This window comes from Bartonella sp. TT121SHDZB, assembly GCF_042193415.1.
Lineage (GTDB): Bacteria > Pseudomonadota > Alphaproteobacteria > Rhizobiales > Rhizobiaceae > Bartonella.
In genome coordinates, this window is sequence record NZ_JBHILR010000001.1 from 48,121 (window position 1) to 70,084 (window position 21,964).

General features: G+C 37.4%; 19 protein-coding genes and 1 tRNA gene. 6 read left to right on the plus strand and 14 right to left on the minus strand.

Annotation, left to right across the window (positions count from 1 at the left end; translation table 11 throughout):
* The first annotated feature begins 50 nt into the window (after positions 1 to 50).
* Positions 51 to 731, plus strand: coding sequence for a response regulator transcription factor (locus ACFIKI_RS00205; RefSeq protein ID WP_375664998.1), 681 nt, complete (start codon positions 51 to 53; stop codon positions 729 to 731).
* A gap of 954 nt (positions 732 to 1,685) precedes the next feature.
* Here ACFIKI_RS00205 and ACFIKI_RS00210 read toward each other — a convergent pair.
* The 5 genes from ACFIKI_RS00210 to argH all read right to left on the minus strand — a co-directional run bounded on the left by ACFIKI_RS00210 (position 1,686) and on the right by argH (position 8,158).
* On the minus strand, positions 1,686 to 2,456 hold the full coding sequence (locus ACFIKI_RS00210) for a class I SAM-dependent methyltransferase (RefSeq protein ID WP_375665000.1): 771 nt from the start codon (positions 2,454 to 2,456) through the stop codon (positions 1,686 to 1,688).
* Positions 2,457 to 2,681: 225 nt separating this feature from the next.
* Positions 2,682 to 5,111 carry a TIGR02302 family protein gene (locus ACFIKI_RS00215; protein ID WP_375665002.1) on the minus strand — a complete coding sequence of 810 codons (2,430 nt, stop codon included), beginning with the start codon at positions 5,109 to 5,111 and terminating at the stop codon, positions 2,682 to 2,684.
* A 126-nt stretch (positions 5,112 to 5,237) separates the two neighbouring features.
* Positions 5,238 to 6,518 (minus strand): diaminopimelate decarboxylase, encoded by a 1,281-nt coding sequence (gene lysA / locus ACFIKI_RS00220; RefSeq protein WP_375665004.1) that lies wholly within the window; start codon positions 6,516 to 6,518, stop codon positions 5,238 to 5,240.
* Positions 6,519 to 6,526: 8 nt separating this feature from the next.
* Positions 6,527 to 6,706 carry an LPS translocon maturation chaperone LptM gene (locus ACFIKI_RS00225; protein WP_375665006.1) on the minus strand — a complete coding sequence of 60 codons (180 nt, stop codon included), beginning with the start codon at positions 6,704 to 6,706 and terminating at the stop codon, positions 6,527 to 6,529.
* Positions 6,707 to 6,757: 51 nt separating this feature from the next.
* Positions 6,758 to 8,158, minus strand: coding sequence for an argininosuccinate lyase (argH, locus tag ACFIKI_RS00230; RefSeq protein ID WP_375665008.1), 1,401 nt, complete (start codon positions 8,156 to 8,158; stop codon positions 6,758 to 6,760).
* Positions 8,159 to 8,190: 32 nt separating this feature from the next.
* Here argH and ACFIKI_RS00235 point away from each other — a divergent pair, with 32 nt between their 5' ends.
* Positions 8,191 to 8,886, plus strand: a complete 696-nt coding sequence (locus ACFIKI_RS00235; RefSeq protein WP_375622097.1) for a TlpA disulfide reductase family protein — start codon at positions 8,191 to 8,193, stop codon at positions 8,884 to 8,886.
* Between the two features lie 2 nt (positions 8,887 to 8,888).
* Here ACFIKI_RS00235 and ACFIKI_RS00240 read toward each other — a convergent pair whose 3' ends face one another.
* The 7 genes from ACFIKI_RS00240 to ACFIKI_RS00270 form a co-directional block, all read right to left on the minus strand.
* Positions 8,889 to 9,365 (minus strand): YaiI/YqxD family protein, encoded by a 477-nt coding sequence (locus tag ACFIKI_RS00240; protein WP_375665332.1) that lies wholly within the window; start codon positions 9,363 to 9,365, stop codon positions 8,889 to 8,891.
* 30 nt (positions 9,366 to 9,395) lie between these two features.
* On the minus strand, positions 9,396 to 10,250 hold the full coding sequence (locus ACFIKI_RS00245) for a YihY/virulence factor BrkB family protein (protein ID WP_375665010.1): 855 nt from the start codon (positions 10,248 to 10,250) through the stop codon (positions 9,396 to 9,398).
* A gap of 1,119 nt (positions 10,251 to 11,369) precedes the next feature.
* Positions 11,370 to 12,302: a prephenate/arogenate dehydrogenase family protein gene (locus ACFIKI_RS00250; RefSeq protein ID WP_375665012.1), complete on the minus strand. Its 933-nt coding sequence runs from the start codon at positions 12,300 to 12,302 to the stop codon at positions 11,370 to 11,372.
* 604 nt (positions 12,303 to 12,906) lie between these two features.
* On the minus strand, positions 12,907 to 13,947 hold the full coding sequence (gene holA, locus ACFIKI_RS00255) for a DNA polymerase III subunit delta (RefSeq protein WP_375645607.1): 1,041 nt from the start codon (positions 13,945 to 13,947) through the stop codon (positions 12,907 to 12,909).
* A 4-nt stretch (positions 13,948 to 13,951) separates the two neighbouring features.
* The gene (locus tag ACFIKI_RS00260; RefSeq protein WP_375622093.1) at positions 13,952 to 14,746 is read right to left on the minus strand and encodes an ABC transporter ATP-binding protein; all 795 of its coding nucleotides are present in this window, start codon (positions 14,744 to 14,746) and stop codon (positions 13,952 to 13,954) included.
* The gene (locus tag ACFIKI_RS00265) at positions 14,739 to 15,635 is read right to left on the minus strand and encodes an ABC transporter permease (protein WP_375665014.1); all 897 of its coding nucleotides are present in this window, start codon (positions 15,633 to 15,635) and stop codon (positions 14,739 to 14,741) included. Before ACFIKI_RS00265 ends, ACFIKI_RS00260 begins: the two co-directional genes overlap by 8 nt.
* Before the next feature lie 63 nt (positions 15,636 to 15,698).
* Positions 15,699 to 16,676: an ABC transporter substrate-binding protein gene (locus tag ACFIKI_RS00270; RefSeq protein ID WP_375665016.1), complete on the minus strand. Its 978-nt coding sequence runs from the start codon at positions 16,674 to 16,676 to the stop codon at positions 15,699 to 15,701.
* A 186-nt stretch (positions 16,677 to 16,862) separates the two neighbouring features.
* On the opposite strand from ACFIKI_RS00270, the gene ACFIKI_RS00275 reads away from it, so the two are divergent.
* The 3 genes from ACFIKI_RS00275 to ACFIKI_RS00285 all read left to right on the plus strand — a co-directional run bounded on the left by ACFIKI_RS00275 (position 16,863) and on the right by ACFIKI_RS00285 (position 18,026).
* Positions 16,863 to 16,937: transfer RNA gene (locus tag ACFIKI_RS00275), tRNA-Gly, on the plus strand.
* Positions 16,938 to 17,295: 358 nt separating this feature from the next.
* Positions 17,296 to 17,739: a hypothetical protein gene (locus ACFIKI_RS00280; RefSeq protein ID WP_375665018.1), complete on the plus strand. Its 444-nt coding sequence runs from the start codon at positions 17,296 to 17,298 to the stop codon at positions 17,737 to 17,739.
* Between the two features lie 2 nt (positions 17,740 to 17,741).
* Positions 17,742 to 18,026 (plus strand): GNAT family N-acetyltransferase, encoded by a 285-nt coding sequence (locus tag ACFIKI_RS00285; protein ID WP_375665020.1) that lies wholly within the window; start codon positions 17,742 to 17,744, stop codon positions 18,024 to 18,026.
* A gap of 1,437 nt (positions 18,027 to 19,463) precedes the next feature.
* Here ACFIKI_RS00285 and ACFIKI_RS00290 read toward each other — a convergent pair.
* Both ACFIKI_RS00290 and thiD read right to left on the minus strand, forming a co-directional pair.
* Positions 19,464 to 20,039, minus strand: coding sequence for an NADPH-dependent FMN reductase (locus ACFIKI_RS00290; RefSeq protein WP_375665022.1), 576 nt, complete (start codon positions 20,037 to 20,039; stop codon positions 19,464 to 19,466).
* A complete protein-coding gene (gene thiD, locus ACFIKI_RS00295) occupies positions 20,036 to 20,902 on the minus strand; it encodes a bifunctional hydroxymethylpyrimidine kinase/phosphomethylpyrimidine kinase (protein ID WP_375665024.1) in 867 nt (288 codons plus the stop codon). Before thiD ends, ACFIKI_RS00290 begins: the two co-directional genes overlap by 4 nt.
* Before the next feature lie 129 nt (positions 20,903 to 21,031).
* Between thiD and ACFIKI_RS00300 the strand changes: the two genes are divergently transcribed.
* A complete protein-coding gene (locus ACFIKI_RS00300; RefSeq protein WP_375665026.1) occupies positions 21,032 to 21,838 on the plus strand; it encodes a lysophospholipid acyltransferase family protein in 807 nt (268 codons plus the stop codon).
* The last annotated feature ends 126 nt before the right edge of the window (positions 21,839 to 21,964 follow it).

Sequence of the window (21,964 nt, forward strand, 5' to 3'; positions counted from 1 at the left end):
GCATAAAAAACGCTTCCAATCAGTGCATCAACATGCTTATAAGGAAAAACATGAACCACTATACTCTTTTAATCGTTGAAGATGATGATCTACGCCCCATTTTGGTAGAACAATTGCAAATGCATCAAGAGTTTGAAATTTTCCAAGCAAAAACAACTGAAGAAGGAATAAAAATAACCCAAGAAAAAAATATTGATCTCGCTATTTTAGGTATTGAACTTCCTGATCTTGATGGGTGCAAAGCCATTAAACAATTACGCACTCAAGGATTTCGGGCCCCCATTATTATAATAATGAATTATGATACAAACTGCGACACCATTTTAGATCTTGAAACAGGTGCCAATGATTATGTGACAAAACCTTTTCGCTTTGCGGTGTTATTAGCGCGAATTCGAGCACAATTGCGTCAATATGAACAAAATGAAGATGCGACCTTTCATATTGGTTCCTATACTTTTAAGCTAGGGCAAAAACTCCTTCTTGATCAGAACAACAATAAAATCCGTCTTACAGAAAAAGAAGCTGCGATTCTTAAGTGCCTCTATTATGCCAATGATAAAATTGTCAGCCGTGAAACATTGTTAGAACAAGTTTGGGGATATAATGAAAATATTGTCACCCATACTTTAGAAACCCATATCTATCGTTTGCGACAAAAAATCGAAAAAGATCCCTCCAATGTACAAATTCTCATGACAGATCAAAGTGGTTATCGTTTAAACCTCTAATTTGATATTTACTGTTTCAAAAACAATTTTAATATCTTTCAATGAAAATACAAACGAGATGAAAAAACATTCACATACAATTTAGAGGATATCATATAGAACCCTTATCAGCGTGCTTATGACAAAATACTGCTCTCTCATTATAAACAAAGAACCGAAATATTCCACCACGAAAACCAGCAACAGAAATGCCTTCAAACCTCACACTACACTTGAAAATTTCTGCTTTACATGCTTTTGCTCTATACAAACAATCGTGATATCTTTTAGCAACATTCTTTATTCTAACCATTATCTTTACCATATTGATATTGATGATTATTTCTTAAAAAAATACCACTCCACTTACTGCTTTATCTCACCTTCACTAAGCTTAACCTAAACTGAGAGATGTCTTTTATTTTTATAGTTTTACTCCATCCCTTATGATTTTACTTCCTTTAGGAGACAGGATAATTAATTATATAACGCTTAAGTGATTATCCTAATCAAATCCCATTAAAAAACATGGACGTATTTTCAAAAATAATTTAAGTTATAAACAAAAAGCCTCACTTTTACCCAAAGCGTTTTAAAACCTCTAGACCATAGAGATAAAACAACTATTTTTACAAGACTTTTTGATTTACCATCATAAAACGATAGAAAATCATTGAAAGAATATTCTTTCCTTAAAAAACATTTCATTTCACGGCATTTGTTCATGAAGCATATTATGCAAGTCACTTTTAATGCTATCATTTTTACACTTAGGAAGATACTTTATTTTCTAGCTTAAAATAAAATATTGTCACTATTCATCAAAAAAAGACGGTTCGATAAATACTTGAGATTTTTTATTTACCTGCCAATTCCATGTATAATGTGCAAACGAATATTTTTTGATTGTGAATGCAAAAATTTGACATAAGAGAATCCTCCTATATTTGCGGTTCCTATACCAATGGAAAATGATTAATTATCTTTATAAATTAAAATATTTCTTGTCTGTGGTGATAACGCAGGAATAAAAATACGTCGCGACTGACGACGCTGTACGAGCAAACCCTGATAAACACGTTTTTGTGCTTGACACATTAAGAGTCCACCAAAATAAGGCAAAAGATGGCGTGCAAATGGCTCATAAAAAAATGAAAATAACCGCGAAACATAACCCATAGAGGGCATATAATGTACAATTTCTTGTATTGGCCCAGAAACAAAATTTGTTTTTTCGAACAAACGAATAATCTGTTGCCGACTATAGGGTTCGCCATAACCAAAGGGCGTAGTAATATTGCGCGCCCAAAAACCAGAGCGATTAGGTACAATAACGATCAAGTGGCCATTAGGTGCTAAAACACGCCATATTTCATTCAACGTTTCAAATGAATTTTCTGTATATTCTAATGCATGGACCAATAAAATACAGTCAACTGACGCATCAGGAAGGGGCAAATCTTCTTCAAAAACAAGCGCTGTAGCAACTTGCTCAGCACAAGGCCAAGGCGAAGCACCCTGAGCAGCTGGCATAAAAGCAAAACATTGTTGGGCACGTTCACGCAATACAGAAAGATAAGGAAGTGCATAACCCAACCCCATAATTCGTTTATCGGTAAGATCAGGCCACCATAAATTCAATTGGTCACACAACGTCTTTTGCACACGCAGCCCAAGTGCAGAAGCATAAAAATCTTTCAGTGTAACGATATCCAACTCAACATACCATGTAGAAACAAATTTCAAACATTACAGATCCTCATATACCCAATTTATATGGATTTCTGCTTTTTCTCCGCAATAGCGAACATTTCAATATTTCATATTTTAAACTTAAATGATTAAAAAAAGCAGTACAACAGAATGATTATTGCATTACAAGTGCTTTAATTATTTTCTTTGGAGATGAACTCTATAGAGGTTTTTCACACACTGTTTCATGACATCAATGAAGAAAAAAGCCAATACTGACTAATGAAAATGAAGCAATTTTTCAAGATAGTTTTTTTCTTCTTCTGAAAGATGCTCTTTACCAAGACGTTTGCGAATTTCATCCAAAATCTGCCGCGTACGCATTTGATCACTTTCTTGTGGCAGTGCCTCGCCTTCTTGTTCTTCATCTGTTTTTGAAGAAAGTGGACGTCCTAACGGATCTTTAGGACCAGAATCAGCATTTTGCTCATCTCCCATTTCTTTAAGTGTTTCGCGCATTTTTTTCAAAACATTTTGTGCACCTTGCCTCAAAGATTCCAAAGCATCAGACTGATTTTGTATAGATACCTGATGATTTCCATTATCAAGCGCATTTTCCGCAGAATTCATTTTTTCTTCTGCCCTTTTCAATGCGCCCCCTGTTTCAAATCCTTGTTCTGATAATTCTTTTTCTAATGTTGATAATTCAGATTGCAATTCAGCTTGACGTTTTTTTAAAGATTTTTTTTGTGTTTCCGGTACATTTTCTCCGCGTTTTTGTTCCATCTCTAACTGATGTGTTTCATTGAGAATTTCTTGCTGACGACGCATTAAATCTCCAAGCTGGTCCATCTTTTCTTTCATTTGTGCAGATTGGCTTTTTTCTCCCTCATTTTGATTGCCTTTTTGCACATGCAAATGATCAAGCGTCTGTTCAACTTCCGCCAAGAATTGTTCAGCTGCTAAAGAAGAACCCGTTTTAGCCATTTCCTCAATTAAATTTAGTTTTTCTTGTAATGTAGCTTCAGAAAGATTAGGACTTTTTGAGCTTTTAGAATTTTTAGAAACTTGACTATCTGGTGTTTTTTCAGCCAAAGCACGAATATACTCATCCATAGCTTGACGTAAATCTGCCATAAGCCGTTCAATTTCTGCCGCTGGAGCACCGTAACGCAATGCATCACGTAAAGCAGCTTGTGCTTGTTTTAACTTTTTTTGCACGGATTCAAGTTGATTGCCTTCAATACCCAAAGCAATTTGCCATAAATAATCCACCACATCGCGCAAATCCTCGTCTGTTTGTGCCAAAGAAAGTCTTGTCCACGCACTTTGTAGAACAATAAAATGCGATGCATTTTGCAGCCCCTTTTCTGGACGCACAAGCAAAGCAGAAAGCATATCCAATACACGCTCTCTCGCAGAAGCATCAAGCGCTAATAAACGACGCAATTCAACCACTGCGCGTGCAACAGGATTCGAAAAAACACGCTGTGGTAATATCATAACAAAAGTTTTGCTACGCCCTTTCTGCCCCGCACCATCTTCTGCCACCAAAGTAATTTTGACTTGCGAACCCGCCCATGGATGCGCTGATACATCGTGCACCATTCGCATTTTCCCCTTTCCACCACGCGGAAGAAGAAGCTCTATTTCCGGAGCATTATAAAGAGAAGAAGCACTTTTATTCTGAGGAAGAAAAGGCCCTATTTCAACAAAAGCCTTTGTCACACCATAATCATCATCCACCACATATCGTAACTCCAATGATCCCGTTAAAATCCTCCCTGGTTTTTCCAACCAATGAATTGTTGGAAGCGTGTCCTTAATTATCTGCAAATGCCATTGCTGTTTTTTACGACGTGATGATACAAATAAATTTATTGGATGCTTTAAATGTGTTTCAAAATGAACAATTGGATCATTCAAAGCTGTTTGTTCCGTTTTCTCTGAAAACGAAACTTCCCTCCCATCTTCTACAGACTTTGCTTTTACTGTAATGCCAGCCCCATTGACAACACGCACAACAACATTACTCCCTTCAGGGATTTCTCGTTGTATTTTCTCATCTTTTGTCAAATAAATCGGTGCCACACCGGTATAAGCAGGTGGTGTTACCCAAGCATCAATCCGCATGAGTTTTTCATCAACGACAGGACGAAAATCAAAGGCATCAGCCAAACGCCCCCCTTGTGAACCAAAAGAAAAACTAAAAGCGCACACAAAAAGAAGAGCACACAAAGCCCTCAAAGCCAAAGGATCATAATCCGCACTATTAAGAGAGATAAATCCAGTTTTTAAATGGTATAATTGCTTTGCCATTCGGCGTTGATGTTCACGCCAAATAACAGCACTAAAATCTTCATCATTTTCAGAACATAAACGATCTGTCTGAATATTCAAAGGCTGGTGTCTAAGATCATTGACGCATTCAAGGCGGCAATTTACTTCCCGCATTGTGGGAAACCGAAAACGAATAAGAAAAAATAAACTCGCCCCAGCACAAATAAGTATAACCCCAAGTAAGAGCAAATGTGACCAATAGCCCAAAATGCCAAAAAGTCCCAACCAGCTAAACGAACAAAAGAGACTAAGAACGAGGAAAAATGGCAACAACCGTACCCACATCCGTTCAAATGAAAGGATCCCCCACATCAAAATGCGCACACACAAAAGCTTCATTGCAAAACCTTTGATGTTTTTATTTTTCATAAACAAGCATTTATCCCCTTTTATCGTGGAGCATTAAGATCATAAACTCCATACAAAACAATTTCTAGAAAATAAATTGTTTCATCAAAGTTTAGTAAAAATAAGACCCAAAATATTTAATAATGCTCAATCTAATTTGGGCTCAATCCAATCTGGAATATGATCACAGCCTATCAATTGCGCATAATCAAGGCGTGGACGAACGACTGCATAACGTGTACCCTGAACCAGAACTTCCGGCACCAAAAGTCGACTATTATAAGTGCTTGCCATCACTGCGCCATAAGCCCCTGCTCCTGTTAACATCAAAACATCACCCGCTTTCAACACTGGTAAAGAACGTTCCAAGCCTAAATAATCACCAGTTTCACAAATAGGACCAACAATATCAGCATTAATCAGAGGGGCATCTACTGGTGTTTTTTTCACTGGCATTACATTTTGCCACGCATCATAAAGCGTTGGACGCATGAAATCATTCATCGCCGCATCAACAATAACAAAATTTCGTCCTTCCCCCTTTTTTAAATACACAACCGATGTTACCAACACACCGGCTTCACCAACAATACTACGCCCAGGTTCTAGGATAATATTGATCCCTAAAGGCGCAATATGTTTCTTTACCAGTGCTGCATACTCAAAAGGAGAAGGTACTGGATGCTTCTCATAACCATAAGGAATACCAAGCCCGCCCCCAATATCGATATGGGTTATCGCATAACCATTATTCCATAACTGACGCACAAAATCTGCAACAATAACAAATGCATCTTCAAACGGTTTTAAATCACAAATTTGACTGCCAATATGGAGATCAACACCACACACATGAAGACCAGGCAATTGAGCTGCTTTTTTATATGCATCACCCGCCAAAGACAGTGGAATACCAAATTTATTCTCAGACTTACCTGTTGTAATTTTCTTGTGAGTCTTAGCATCCACATCAGGATTAATGCGTAAAGAAATACGAGCCGTTTTTGAAAGCGCAGCAGCCCGCGCCGATAATTGTTCAAGTTCTGGCTCTGATTCAACGTTAAAACAATAAATATCTTGTGCAAGGGCAAAATCTATTTCTCTCACTGTTTTACCAACACCAGAATAAACAATATTCTGCGCAGGAATACCAACAGCAAGTACACGCCGTAATTCCCCTTCTGAGACCACATCAGCTCCCGCTCCATTGTTAGCTAAAAGTTGTAAAACTGCTTGATTGGAATTCGCTTTAACCGCATAAGCAATTAAACTCGGCATATCATGAAATGCATTCTGATAATCTTTAAAATGTGCAACGATTGCGCTAGCTGAATAACAATAAAAAGGTGTTTCAACTTCCCGCGCAAGTTCCAAAAGAGAAAGACCTTCAGCGTGAAGCACACCCTGATGATAAGAAAAAAAACGCATAAAAATTCCTATTGTATTAACCGATCAAGAATAAAAGGTTTATCTGTTTTACCTTGAGAAACAAAAGTTCCTTGTGAAGAATTCACTCCTGTTGAAGGAGGTAACTCTAATGACCCTTTACGCCCACACCCAACGATACCCAAGCCCCCCAAAAGGACAATTATCAACCCCTTTAATATAATTTTCATCTGTCCTCTTTCCTCATCTCGATCTCTTTGTTACCTTTAAAATACAATCACTCAAGCGCTCACGAGACGCTTTTTCCAATACGCAATTTGCCGAAGAACCTCTGAAGGCGCTGTTCCCCCAAAGCTTTTACGACTTTCAACAGATTTTTCAACGGTCAAAACATCAAAAAGTGCCGCATTGATATCAGGACAAATTGCTTGAAGTTCATCTAATGATAAATCCTGAAGGCGACACTGTTTTCTTTCTGCCAATGCTACAGCACGCCCCGTTATATGATGTGCTTCACGAAAAGGAATCCCTAATTCACGTACAAGCCAATCAGCAAAATCCGTAGCTGTTGCATATCCTAAATCTGCTGCTTGTTTCATGGCTTTTTTATTCACTTTCAAATCAGCAATCATCCCTGTCATTGCTGCTAGTGATAATTCCAAACTCAAAGCCCCATCAAACACATATTCCTTATCTTCTTGCATATCCTTTGAATAAGCAAGCGGTAATCCTTTCATCACCGTTAACAATCCCATAAGCGCACCATTCAATCGACCTGCTTTTGCTCGTACTAACTCTGCCGCATCAGGATTTCTCTTTTGTGGCATAATGGAAGACCCTGTTGAAAAAGCATCTGATAAATGAATAAAACAAAACTGTGCACTTGACCAAAGGACAATTTCTTCCGCCAATCGCGAAAGATGTGTTGCACAAAGAGCGCCAGCGCTTAAAAATTCCAATGCAAAGTCACGATCTGAAACACTATCAATTGAATTGCGTGTAGGTTCGCGAAAGCCTAGCGCTTTTGCTGTCATAAAACGGTCAATTGGAAAGCCTGTCCCCGCTAAAGCAGCCGCCCCTAAAGGCGATTCATTCATTCGCTCAAGAGCATCACGCATCCGCGATAAATCTCGACCAAACATTTCAACATAAGCCATCATATAATGACCCAATGTTATGGGTTGAGCCAATTGTAAATGCGTAAAGCCTGGCATAAAGGTATCAACATGTTGTTCTGCGCGAATGAGCAATTGCTCTATCAATCCTTTTAGAGCTTGTGCTATCTTTTGCGTTGCTTCACGTACCCACAAGCGAAAATCAACAGCAACTTGATCATTGCGTGAACGCGCCGTATGCAAACGCCCAGCTACAGGACCTATCAATTCGCTCAACCGCGCTTCAATATTCATATGAATATCTTCAAGCTTTCGTGAAAAAACAAATTTACCGTCTTCAATTTCTTGGCAAATAAGTTTCAAACCATGAACAATTTTTTCATAATCTGATTGTGAAATGATTTTCGTTTGCGTTAACATAGCCGCATGAGAAAGAGAACCTTCAATATCTTGTCGATAAAGTTTTTGATCAAAATCAATAGAGGCATTAATTTCTTCCATAATTGCAGCAGGACCTGCCGCAAACCGACCACCCCACATTTGGTTCTTTAACTTCTCATCTGTCATATTCTGAAAACACCCCTCCAAAGGACAAAATTATGATTTTTCAAATTTTCATCAGCAAAAAAAACAATAAAAAAAGGCAACTTTCCCTTGCATTCTTTATCATTGCATTGAGTTTATACGCAACCATAAACTACGATACCAAAAGAGAGTTTTTTCTTTTCAATTTCATTTCAGCAGCACAAGCACAAGAAATAAATACTAATAAAGCACGAGCAGAAAAAATGATGGCGATACGAAAAGCAGCAAAAGGCTTTTTTAGCCACATACGATTTGCTGATACGCCCTCAGATATGAATAAACTCTCTTTCAAGGATATTCTAGGAAAAGAGCACACACTCAGCGAATTTACTGGAAAACCAATGCTGGTCAATCTATGGGCTATTTGGTGTGCACCTTGCCGCACAGAAATGCCCGAACTTGCGCAATTAAAACGTGAATTAGGTGGAGAAAACTTTGATGTCATAGCGATTAATATCGATAAAACTGCTTCTCCTGAAAAAATTCAGCAATTTTTACAGAATATTCATTCAGATAATTTGCTTTACTATCGCGATGAAACAATGGATATTTTCAACAATGTTAGAAAACAGGGGCTCGCTTTAGGACTCCCCATTACATTGCTCATTGATAAAGAGGGATATCTCATTGCTTCTTTCAATGGTGCAGCTCCATGGGCCAATGACGATGCCAAAGCACTTATAAAAGCAGTCATTAAAGAAGCCCTATAACTTTAATAACCGCGTCTTTTTAAACGTTGTATAACAAGATCCAGTGCTGACAAAAAAGCAGAACGGTCTTTACGAGAAAAAGGACGGGGACCACCTATTATACTGCCCTGTCCACGCAAATCTTCCATCAAATTGCGCATCGCCAAAGCCCGACCAATTGAATTTACATCAAAAATACGCCCCGTTGGCGAAAGACAAAAACCCCCAGCTTGCACAACCCGTGCTGCTAAAGGAATATCACTGGTAATAACGATACTTGCCTCATGCACATGTTCTACGATCCAATCATCAGCACCATTGAATTCACCAGCAACGACCACTCTTTCAATGAGTGCTTCATCTGGAAGGAACAAAGAACGATTTGCCACAACAAATGTCTTAAGCTGATAACGATTCATCACACGATAAACTTCATCTTTTACGGGACAAGCATCTGCATCAATCAACAAAGTGATAGCAGGCTTTATTGGGATACTCATACCTTGGCTTTCAAGCAATAATAAGCTCTTTCATTCATCTGAATGTTGCAAATGCTTGCGATAAAACATTATCGCCGCGTTTATTTCTCCTCCTAAAATAAAAATTGCACTCAATATGTAGAGAAAAATAATAGCAACCATAATAGATGCCAACCCTGCATAGGTAGAAATATAATCAAACATCGTTAAATATTGCGCAAAAGCGATAGAAGCCATAAACCATATAAACATTGTCACCACTATTCCTGGTAAAATATCTATAAATTTCCGCCGCCCTGCTGGAAGCCATTTATGAACAATCAAAAGACTGATAAACAAAATAACGATTGCAACTGTATAACGCCATACACGAATAGCAGCAATATATTCAGTCATAAAAAAAGAATGATTTTGCATAATTTTGATCAACAAAGGCGCCAGAATCAATAAAAAGCTAATCACAACAAGACCAACAGCTCCAAGAATTACAAAAAATAGACTTTGAAAACGACAAAACAACAAACTCCGTCGATCAGTAACACGGTAAGCTTTATTTAAAGCCGTACGCAACGCCTCTATTCCATTAGAAGCAAAATAAGCCGCTCCAATGACAGAAAGCGTCAACACACCGCCTCGATGAATGGTTAAAACATTGACAATTTCTTGGGATAAAGGCTCTGCAATGACATCAGGCAATAACTGCACCAGTGCTTTAATTTTTTGCGGTGTATAGGTAAAAGCCCCTAGAAAACGAGCAAAAGATGTTCCGAAAATAAAAAAAGGGAAAAATGCTAAAAGCCCCGATAGCGCAACATGGCTCGCAAAAGCACTTCCATTATCACGCCAATAATGACTTATTGCATCACCAAAAATACGATAACTATACCAAAAGATATTTCTTAACAAACCTCAATACTTTCTGGTAACACCCTTTTTTTAGTTATCCTAAGCTTTATAAAAACCATCAAAACTTTAAACAAACGCCTGTTAGTATAAAGGGCAATAATCCATGCGGTCAAGTCTCACTCTGTCCCAAAGCTTAAAAGAACAAGTCAAAAAATTTTACTAATCAATTATATTCTGTTTGAAGCCTTTTGTTTTACGTGAGCAACCTAACCAAAGAACGCAAAAAACAAAATGTGAGGTAAAAATATTTCCATGAATTTTTTTGCACTTTACACATTGTAAAGCTTAATTAAAAGGAGATAGATGGAATGGAAATGATTTTCTACCTTTATATCTTTTATATTGTTCTCAAATGAAGTTATTTTCCCGCTTCAAAAGACAAACCAAACAGATACAAGCAAGATTCTCCTCAACCTGACATATAAAAGCTAAAAAAACGAACACACTGAATTATCTTAATATTTATCTCAACCATGTTGCTGCATAAGGTTTGAATGTTAATAGACAGGAAACAACATCATAAAACGAAAAATATACCAGCTATAGATTGGAGCATTACCTCTGCTTTTTAAAAACATTTGCACAATAACAACCGTAATATACCGAGCTTTTTATTTACTTACAGACGTCCGCATAAATCTCCCACAAATCTCTTGTGTCATATTCATGAAAATCAAATTGATGGAAATATAATTCTCAGTATGATAATAGGAAAAGTGGTACTTTTTATATGTCTTTACTTTCAAATATAAAAAATTATTCAGTTTCCCCATTATTTTCCCAAAATAAATTCTTCCTTTCTTTTTCCAATCGTAATCCTTTGAATGAGAATTACATATCCATTGATATGAAATAAATCAAACTTAAAGCATATCTCTATGAGTTTTGTTTTAATTTATGTGATTAGCTAACCAAAACCACAACTGCCCTTCATGAGGATGCAAAAATCATTTTAGAGCACAAATGAGAAAACAAAGGTAAGCGCACTTACTTATCGTACAAACTATTGAGAATAACGCCGTATCTTCATACACAACACACAATTTAAAAGAACAAATATCCTAATCAAGAGATATGATAAGAATAAGCAAAACAACGAAAATTCAAAAATTTCTTATTTTACATTCCCTCTTTAGAAATGTTATGACGCCCAAAGTCAGGGGCATCAATTTCCTGCCCTGCTGCGATGATATTACGGCGCACAGCACGTGTACGCATAAAAAAATTAAACAGTGTTTCACCATCCCCTAAACGAATTGCCTGTTCTAAAAAAGCAAGCCCCTCATTAAAACGACTCAACATCTCTAAAATAGCATCTTTATTATGCAAACAAATATCTCGCCACATAACGGGATCAGAAGATGCCAAACGTGTAAAATCACGAAAACCAGAAGCGGAATAAGCAATTACTTCCGAATTTGTTACTTTTTCTAAATCACTCGCTGTCCCAACAGTATTATAGGCAATCAAATGCGGCAAATGCGAAACAATTGCCAAAACAAGATCATGATGCTTAGGCTCCATCTTTTCGACACGCGCACCACAAGCTTCCCAAAATGCTGTCAATCGTGCTACAGCTGCCGCATCACTATCCGCAAAAGGCGTTAAAATACACCAGCGATTGATAAACAAATCAGCAAAACCAGCATCCGGACCCGAATATTCCGTTCCAGCAATAGGATGCCCCGGAATAAAATGAACCGTTTTGGGCAATAAAGGCGCCATTTCTGTAATAACCAACTCTTTTGTAGAACCAACATCACTCACTATTGCCCCCTGCCTTAAATGATCATGAATGTTTTTTGCCACCTCTGCACTTGCCCCAACAGGAACAGAAATAATAACGAGATCTGCACCTTCAACAGCCTCTGCATTATCCGTTGTATAAAAATCTCCAAGTTCTAATTCGCGCGCTCTTTCCAATGTTTCTTGACGACGGGTTGCAATAGAAATTTGAATTGAAAGATTTTTCTTTTTAATCGCCCTTGCCAAAGAAGATCCAATCAGACCGATCCCAATGAGCGCTATTTTTTCAAATTGAATATGGAGCATCTTTCACCTTTAAGGATTCTTTACAAATGGCAACAAAGACAGTCGTAAAAATCATAATTTTCCTGTCTGTTTATTCAAGAGTTATGCGCAAAACATTAAAAAACTACAACTAGGGAATAAAGAATAACGCAGTTTACCAATCACCACCTGCGCCAAACTGACAACAGATCATTTTACTTACAAAAACACAAAAAAATGAGTGACGAAAAATGTAACATTAAGCTCTAAACACTCACTTCATTGCTGACCAGAGCGCACCACTGAAACAAAATAAAATGCATTCTCATAAATTCTTTATCAAGACAATAACAACCTTACACAAATCTCATCAGGTTACTTTAATCTCACTAATTTACTCTCAAAAAAACGTATCAAAAGCGTAAGCAGATACCCTTCTAAATTACCACAATACATTATATTGATTGGTACAATTGGTAAATTCTATAACATCAACACAAGTTTTGCGAGTATTGAACACACCGTAAAATAACGCATTCTCAAAAATACAGCTTCTTCAACCTCTACTTGATAATACAACAGTTTTAATTGCTGAAAATGCCTCTGTATTGTATTCAAAATAAAAAATCATAATATTTTTAAAATACTAAGCTGCCATCTGGCGTCGTGCAATAATTGTAAGTCCTAACAAAACTTGACGAATGATAGCTTCACCCAAAAGCGGATTTTTACGGCTGTCCAAAACAGCACTCTGAATTCTTTCCATTGCGTAAGAAATCTGTTCTAACTTCCAATATTTTAAAGCTTGTTCAACGGTTTTTTTCCGTTGAAAAAAAATAGGGGGACGTGCTTGAGAAACTACCGTAAAAGGCAATTTTCCTTCAACCTCTACCTGATAACGCAATAGCTGTAATTGCTGAAAATGTCTTTGAGCTGTACTCAAAATTAAAAAAAGTGCCCCATGCACTGCTGCATGTCGGTTAAAATGCGCTTCAAAGCCTGATATATCGCCCAATAAAAGAGCATCAACGACTTCATCTTGAGAAAGAGCACTGACATCGCTTACAACAGCTTTCACATCTTCAAGAGTAATATGAACATTTGCAGCGTAAAGACAAAGCTTTTCTAATTCACCGCGTGATACAAGACGATCCGCCCCTAAATTTTCATGCAACCATCTACGTGCATCCAAAGAAAGAGTCTTCTTAAACTGCCCTAAAACCTCATCAATCAAACCGTCAAGAGAACGCATATCATCGGCAAAACAAGGTAAAGCCATTGCTTTTGATGCTGTTTCAACAGCATTGCGCAACCCTGTTCCTTTTTTTAAATCCCCTGCTTCAATGAGAATAAAACAGGCTTCTGGCGGCTTTTCAATTAAAAGCTTTAAGGCAGCAAGAAAACCTTTTTGGTTAGCAGCATTAGAAATCCATATCAAACGATCTCCCCCAAAAAGCGATAACGTACGCGCTTCATTTTCCAAACGTGCAGGATCTTTATCAATTTCAGCAGCATCCAAACGAATTGTTGAAAATGGATCTTCTATAGCTACCCGTGTAAGCTTAGCAAAACATTGTGCACGCTCACAAATAAGACCACGATCTGTCCCATAAATGAGAACAATAGGAAAAGCACGTGAAAAACGCGTTAGAAACTGATCAACTTCATGTGCTTTTTTCTGAGCCACATTATTAATCCATTAACAGTTCATCTTCATCAAGAACTTCCCCGCGAACTTTCTGAAACATACCAATTAAATCATTGACATCCAAGCCCTTACGCTCTTCATGACAGACATCCAAAATCACTTTTCCACCATGCAACATCAAAGTGCGATCTCCATAATCAAGAGCCTGACGCATAGAATGGGTCACCATGATAGTCGTTAATTTTTTCTCTTCAACGATTTTTTCAGTCAACCGCATCACAAAATCAGCCATTCCAGGATCAAGTGCTGAGGTATGTTCATCAAGCAATAAAACATCCGCATGCGCCAATGTTGCCATCACAAGACAAACTGCTTGGCGTTGCCCACCTGATAAACTATCCATAGGATTATGAATATATGCTTCAAGACCAATGCCTAATTGAGCAATTTTCTCTCGAAAAAATTGCCGTTTCTCATGATTTAAAGCCGCACGCAAACCACGACGACTTCCTCGAAGAGCAGCAAGAGCCAAATTTTCTTCAATTGTTAAAGAACCACAACTTCCCTCTAACGAATCTTGAAAAACACAAGCAATCTTTCCAGCGCGTTCACTGACTGATTGCCTAGAAACATTTTGTCCATTAATAACCACTTTCCCTGTTGAGGGAAGCGTTGCACCCGCTAAAACACTGAGCAAGGTTGATTTACCAGCACCATTTGAACCAATAACCGTAACAAAACTACCCTGCTCAATTTTGAGGTTAATATCAATTAAAGCCTGTTTTTCCAAAGGCGTTTGCGGTTTAAATGTAACCCCAACATGAAACAACTCAATCACGTTTATGCCTCCTCCAATAGCGTGGCACAATAAGGGTTAAAACAACCAACAGCGAAGTAATCAACTGAAGATCTGTCGACGTATCAATACCAATGCCATTTGCTTCAAATGCAAATTGCACCGCCACACGATAAAGCACAGACCCCATAATACAGCTGATTATAATCCAAAAAATATTGCGCGTACGAAAAAGAGTTTCACCGATAATCACAGCTGCCAACCCAAAAACAATTGTTCCAATTCCACCGGTAATATCTGTTGCAATCGCAGTTTGAATATAAAGAGAACCACCAAGTGCCACACACGCATTGGACAGCCCCATTCCAAAGTATATCAATGCTGATGTATGAACACCTTGCGCCGTCGCCATGCGTGGATTAGCGCCCATTGCACGCATAGCAAGACCAATTTCACTTTCCAAAAAGCGCCAAATCAAAAACGCCATAACCAGCAATACAATACTAACGAAAAGAGGACGCACAAAAATATCAGATAAACCAAACATATTATAAAAGGGCGTTAACGCGGTATCAGCAAGAGCTAAATTAACATTAGACCCTCCCATAATTCCCATAATACGAAGATTAACCGTATAAAGTGCTGACATTGTTAAAATAGAAGCTAAAAGATTCAAAATACCAAAACGCAAATTCAATAGAGCTGTTAATAAACCAGCCACCATACCTGCACAAAAAGCGCATGCCATAGCTGTCCATGCATTGAAACCCAAGAGAATCAAAACACCACAGACACAGGAACCAAGAAGAAACGATCCATCAACTGTTAAATCAGGAAAATCTAAAACCCGAAATGAAAGATAAACCCCTATAGCAACAAACGCATAAATAAGGCCTAATTCCACAGCACCAGAAAACGCAAATATATTCATGTAAAGACAATCCCCATGAAAACTTAACGTATTTTTATTGTATCAACACTCTATCAATAAAAGTTATTGAATCACTTTTGTTGCACGGTCAATAACTGCCTGCGGGATAACAATTCCTGCTTTTTGAGCTGCTTTCAAATCAATTCGAATGTCATTATTAGCTGCCTGCACAACATCAATATCACCAGGTTTTTCACCCTTTAGAATACGCACGACCAATTTCCCAGCATCAACCCCTACATCATAGAAATTCACACCTTGCGTCATAAAAGGCCCACGCCCGATAGTATTAGCATCAACAGTAAATACAGGCATATTGGCTTCCTCTGAGACCTTTATTGCACCTTCTAAAACAGATAAAATCGTATTATCAGCAGGAACAAAAATAATATCGACCTTACTGATTAAAGCGCGTGTTGCTGCCTGAACATCTGAAGGCTTTGGTGCCGATGAGGGAATAATTTCAATTCCAGCTTTTTTTGCTACATCTTTTAACACTTTAAGTGTTGAAACAGAATTTGCTTCAGAAGCATTATAAAGATAACCAATTTTTTTCAAGTCTGGTTTTACTTCTTGCAAAAGTTTAACACTTTCTGCAACATCTATACGATCCGAACTCCCTGTTACATTACCGCCAGGTTTGGTAAGCGAAGAAACTATTTTAGCTCCGATAGGATCAGAAATCGCCGCAAAGACGATAGGAATTTGTTTTGTTGCTGCAAGCATTGTTTGTGCTGAAGGCGTAGTAATAGCTACAATAACATCGGGTTTATCACCAACAAATTTACGTGCAATTTGCGTTGCTGTTGAAATATTGCCCTGTGCTGATAAAAAAGTAAGTTGAAAATTTTCACCTTGCTTATAACCATTTTCTGCAAGAACATCTTCCACACCTTTACGAACAGCATCCGCAGCAGGATGGATCATAATTTGTGTGAGTGCAACTTTAATGTGTTTAACTTGGTCATCCGCTTTTACAACACTGTTCATCATAAAAACAGTTGCAATAATAACCCCTAATATATTTATTCTCTTCAACATTATATTCCACCCCTCTCCATGTAAAAATTAAAAAAGGAATAATTTATGACTGAAGAATTTTCTAAAATCAATCTTTATTTCATTTTATCGAAACATGGACAAAATAAATCAAACTAAAATGATATTTTTTTGTTGCAATTCGTAGAAGCCTACGCCATACAGACAAGACATATATCGAATCGGTAAGCGGGTGTAGCTCAGGGGTAGAGCACAACCTTGCCAAGGTTGGGGTCGTGGGTTCGAATCCCATCGCCCGCTCCATTGGATTTTGTATTTATTCGTTCTTGTGTGGAGTTATAGCTTGTCATCGGTTGTTGTAGCTGTATGTAGCTTGCCAGCAGATTTTGTATATATTTCCACTCGGTTTGTATCAATTTATTTTTTCAAAGTTTGTTTTGAGATTCGTAATTTCTTATGAAGCATCTATTGGATTGAAGTCTTAGATCATAAGATATCAATTCTTAGCCTAAACAGATTTTCTACAGCCTCCGTATTAAAAGATCAATTAGAAATGATGAGAATGATACAAAAAACAAATGTTAAACAAATCAAAAATTGACTTATCATTAGAGAATAATTTTTATTCAAAAGCACGTTTTTACCGAAATTATGCCCTAAAATGAAGGTTGTTGATTTTCCAAATGGCGTATCTTCTATTAATTCAACATTTGCTTCAGATACATTCAATATTGTCTCTGCTAAAAATTTACAAGAAACGATATCTGCAAATCAAGCAAAATCCATAATCGATTCCTTTAATGCAAAAAAACTGCCTTTAGCTTGGTGGGTTGAACCTCATTCGTCTCATTATAAAGTTGATGAAGCTCTCTTATCTATTGGCTTAGAGCATGTTGAAACAGAGGTAGGAACGGCAGCTTTTGTACAAAATATAGACTCACATGTTACTTCTATGCCGGATAACTTCAAAATCAAGGAAGTTGAATCACTTCAAGATTTTAGAGATTACGGAAATGTTATGGCATCAGTATTCGAGCCTTTTGATGAAGAAGCGGTTATATTTTATGAAACAATAGGAAGCTGTTATAAAAAAATCCTGATGTAGAGATGTTCGTTGGTTATATAAATAACAATCCTGTAGCAATATGTTTTTGTATTAAAGCAGATGGAGTTGGTGGAGTGTATGATATTGTCACCAATCCAGATTTTCAAAAAAGAGGCGTGGGGATATTCATGACAAAAATTGCTATTGAGCATTTAAAAAGAAAGAGATGTCATGTTATTGGTATGCAAGCCTCTCACGAGGGAATTGACATTTATAAAAAATTGGGTTTTACAAACTTTGGTGAATTTAAAGTTTATTCCAATAAACATATGATCATTAAGCAATGAATTCTTTTCATCGATAAGCGAATTTATTATTTTTAGCAGAGCTCAAATATGATCAAGCAATCGATAAAACCAAGGACGCTTGGCCAATCCCCTTTAATACTGATAGTGAAAAGCGAAAATCATTACAAATATAATTGTTTTAAATGACTCACTCAAATTTTCTTACTTTGTCTTAAATAAAGATATCTATCACAAATCTAAGTTGAATAAGTATAAATTTTTTATATGATCGATAATCTACTGTCTATTACTGATAATTATGAAGAACTCGAAAGCAAAGATTTAAAACGACAGTTGCATCATAGTTTGTTAGATGATTAGTCTGTTAGTTAATTAATAGAAAAAATTTTTGCTTTATACAATACCCAAAGGAGCTTCAAGACCTTTCAAAGATCATTTAAAGGTCCTTTAAAATTGAACGTACGGCTTTAATCCAAAGAAAAAATTTGCGATTCCCTCCTTTTCATGTACAGCATTTCTATTTGTTGCCACAAATAAGCAAACGCGAAATCTTAAGAGAAAAATCGTAAAAGCAAAACAAGCGTTCTTGTTCTAAATTTCTGGCAAGTAGCGTGTTTAATTATAAGCTGCTGGCAGACTGCAATACAGGAACCGCCATCGCCATTATATCAGCTCTGATACAATCTCTAAAACTTGATAAAATCTTTCCGATAAATACGTGAAACTGTTCCATCATCTTGTTTCACGCGATCATAACGTCCGACAATAAATTAAAGTGTATCATTTACAAAATGCATATCAGCTATAAGCAACTTCAAGACCAACCATGCTAGCCAATAACATGTAAAACAATTTATTACGGGCACTATCTATAAAGTAATCAATAACCAGCTTTGATATTGCTCTCTTCATAACAAGTATTGACATCTCCAAAAGAATATACAAAAAACGAACTCCATTCATCATCTCAAATAATTACAATTCTAGTTCATTCATAACCTTTCATTGCATCCAATACCTATAGGCTTATCTCATGATGAGTAAGCCATCGCCAACCATTTGGCGTTGTTTTTCATCCTAATAAATGGGTATGAAATCAACCTTGTTTTTACGTGCGCAATCAACAATCATTTGATTATTCGCATTTGAACCAAACACATGAAGAATACATGGTGGATTAGGTATAAAGAGCCAACTGCTCAATCAACGCGCAAGAAAATGCATGGGCAGGTGAATAAATCCATAATATGCAAATTTTAGCCCACGCCATTGCGTCACAGTTTTTAAAAATTATGTCTGCGAAGCCGTACAATAATAATCCAACGGCACACACATATAGTTTTTTTGCAATACCTCAAGCTGATCCCGATGAGAAAGAAAGCGCGCGCCGCAATAATCACTTCTTGTGGCTTTAGCGACTGACACAAAGGAGCAAGCATCCCCGTGCCACCTACCACTAAATAACGATATTTCTCATCATTTTTTATCATCTCTCCCAGCTTTTTGGTTTAAAAATGCACACATTTCATCAGCAAGCCGCTCACAACGTGTCCGTACCTCTTTGCTTATGACTTTCCATGCACGACCTTCATCATCTGATGTAAAATCCTCTTTAGCCGAAGCGACTTGACATTGTAGCGCATACCCATAAAGCGTGCGCACCACCGGCAATAAATGCTCACACGGTTGTGCGCATCTTTTTGCCGTGCTCCCATGAGAAATAAGCCCAACGGGTTTACTTAAAAAGGCATCATAAGCCAAATGATCAAGAGCATTTTTTAAAACACCTGAATAAGACCCTTGATAAAGGGGACTAGCAAGTATAACACCATCAGCTGTTGCAATTGTTTTAACAAATTGTCGGACGGCAGCACTTGGATTAGCCTCTATATGATCATGATAATCTGGATCAGCAATCGGCAAGGGCTGTTCACGTAAATCAACCCAATGAAGAGATACCCCACGCATCAATAGGCAATCAGCCAAGCAGTTAGCTAAAGCTCTTGTTAACGAGGGTTGACGTATAGAGCCCAAAATAATCGCAATATTCAATAGGATTCTCCTTTATCCCATAGTTCACAAAAATGGTGAAGTGGACCTCGTCCTTTTCCTACTTGCAAAACAATTGAAGCTGCTAAAGTATTATTAAGATAAGCCTTTGCTCTTTTTACTGCGCAAATCAAGGGTGTTGTCGGTAAAAGTGCTGCAATTGCAGCTGCAATAGTACAACCTGTACCATGATCATTGGTCGTTATGATACGTGAAGCTTCAAGAGTCACGATATTCTCACAATCACAGTAAAGATCTGGACTAGAATAATCGTAATTTTCTGTACTGTTTCTGGTAAGCGTGTTCAAATGTCCCCCTTTTAACAGAACGGCATAACACCCTAGCGCCAAAAGTTGCGGACCATATTGATACATAGCCTCTAAAGACCATTGCACTTCACATCCCAATAACAGTGCAGCTTCAGGCAAATTGGGCGTGATCAAAGTTGACATCGGCACAAGAACATCACGCATAATTTCAATTGCATCAGATTTTAAAAGAACATCACCACTTTTTGCAACCATAACCGGATCAAAAACAATGAAACGCGCTTTATGATAAGCAAGACGTTCTGCAATAACCTGCGCAATCTGAGCATTTGCAACCATACCAATTTTAACGGCATCAACATGGATATCCTCAAAAACAGAATCAATTTGATCTGCAACAAAAGAAGCATCTAATGCCTGAAAAGAACGCACACCCTGAGTATTTTGTGCAACAACAGCTGTAACCACACTCATACCATAAGTTTTCATAGCTGAAAAAACCTTCAAATCCGCTTGCATTCCAGCGCCACCAGAAGGATCTGTTCCCGCAATAGATAAAATCCGTGGAATAAAAAGTTTATCTTTTTGTAATTCCATTAACCTCTTTCCTTCTGTTTTTAAATATCGGAAAATGAGTTACCGAAAAAATAGATGCTTGAAAAAACATAAAGAAGATGTTTTCTCATGTGAATTATATTATATATGAATTTTTCTTATAGATATAAAATGGAAAATGTAGTGCTTATCCTTCGTTCTATTCTTTTTACGTTCGCTTTTTATACAACAACTTTCATACAAATGATTCTTTACGCTCCCGTTTATTTTTTAATGCCCCGCAAAAAGGCATGGATTGTCCCTAAAACATGGGCACGCGTTACACTCTTTTTGCAAAAATACATCGCAGGCACAAGTTATGAGATTGAAGGTTTAGAAAATCTTCCCAAAGGACCCTATATCATTGCTCCAAAGCATCAATCGGCTTGGGAAACTTTCAGTCTTGTTCCCTATTTTGATGATCCCACTCTCATTTTAAAACGTGAATTGATGTGGATTCCATTGTTTGGCTGGTATATGGCAAAAACACAAATTATCCCCATTAACCGTACAACACCCATCAAAGCCCTGAAAATGGTTATACAAAAAGCAAAAGAGAAAGTAAAACAAGGGCGCCAAATCTTGATTTTTCCCGAAGGAACACGCCGACAACCCGGTCAGGAACCAGATTATAAATCAGGAATTGTCGCGCTCTACAATGAACTGGAACTTCAAGTTGTTCCTATTGCGCACAATGCCGGTTTATATTGGCCACGCGGTAATTTTCGCCGTTATCCTGGAACAATCCGCGTTCGCATTCTTCCTCCCATAGAAGCTGGTTTAAGCAAACGCGATTTTCTAGATCAACTTATCCAAAAAACTGAAAAAGCTTGTGATGAACTGCTTCTCTTAGCAGAGAGAGATCCTACCCCTCCTCCTATGCCTCCATCCGCTGTTCAGAAACTTCAAAAACTGAAGCATAATGAAACACAATCTTGATTGGTAAAAGACATCACTTTGTACATTAAATGAAGCGTATGAAACAAAATATAAGGGAAATATTTCGAATTTTCTCATTCAAAATTATAAAACACATGTACATTATAAAAAATGATCAATATATGA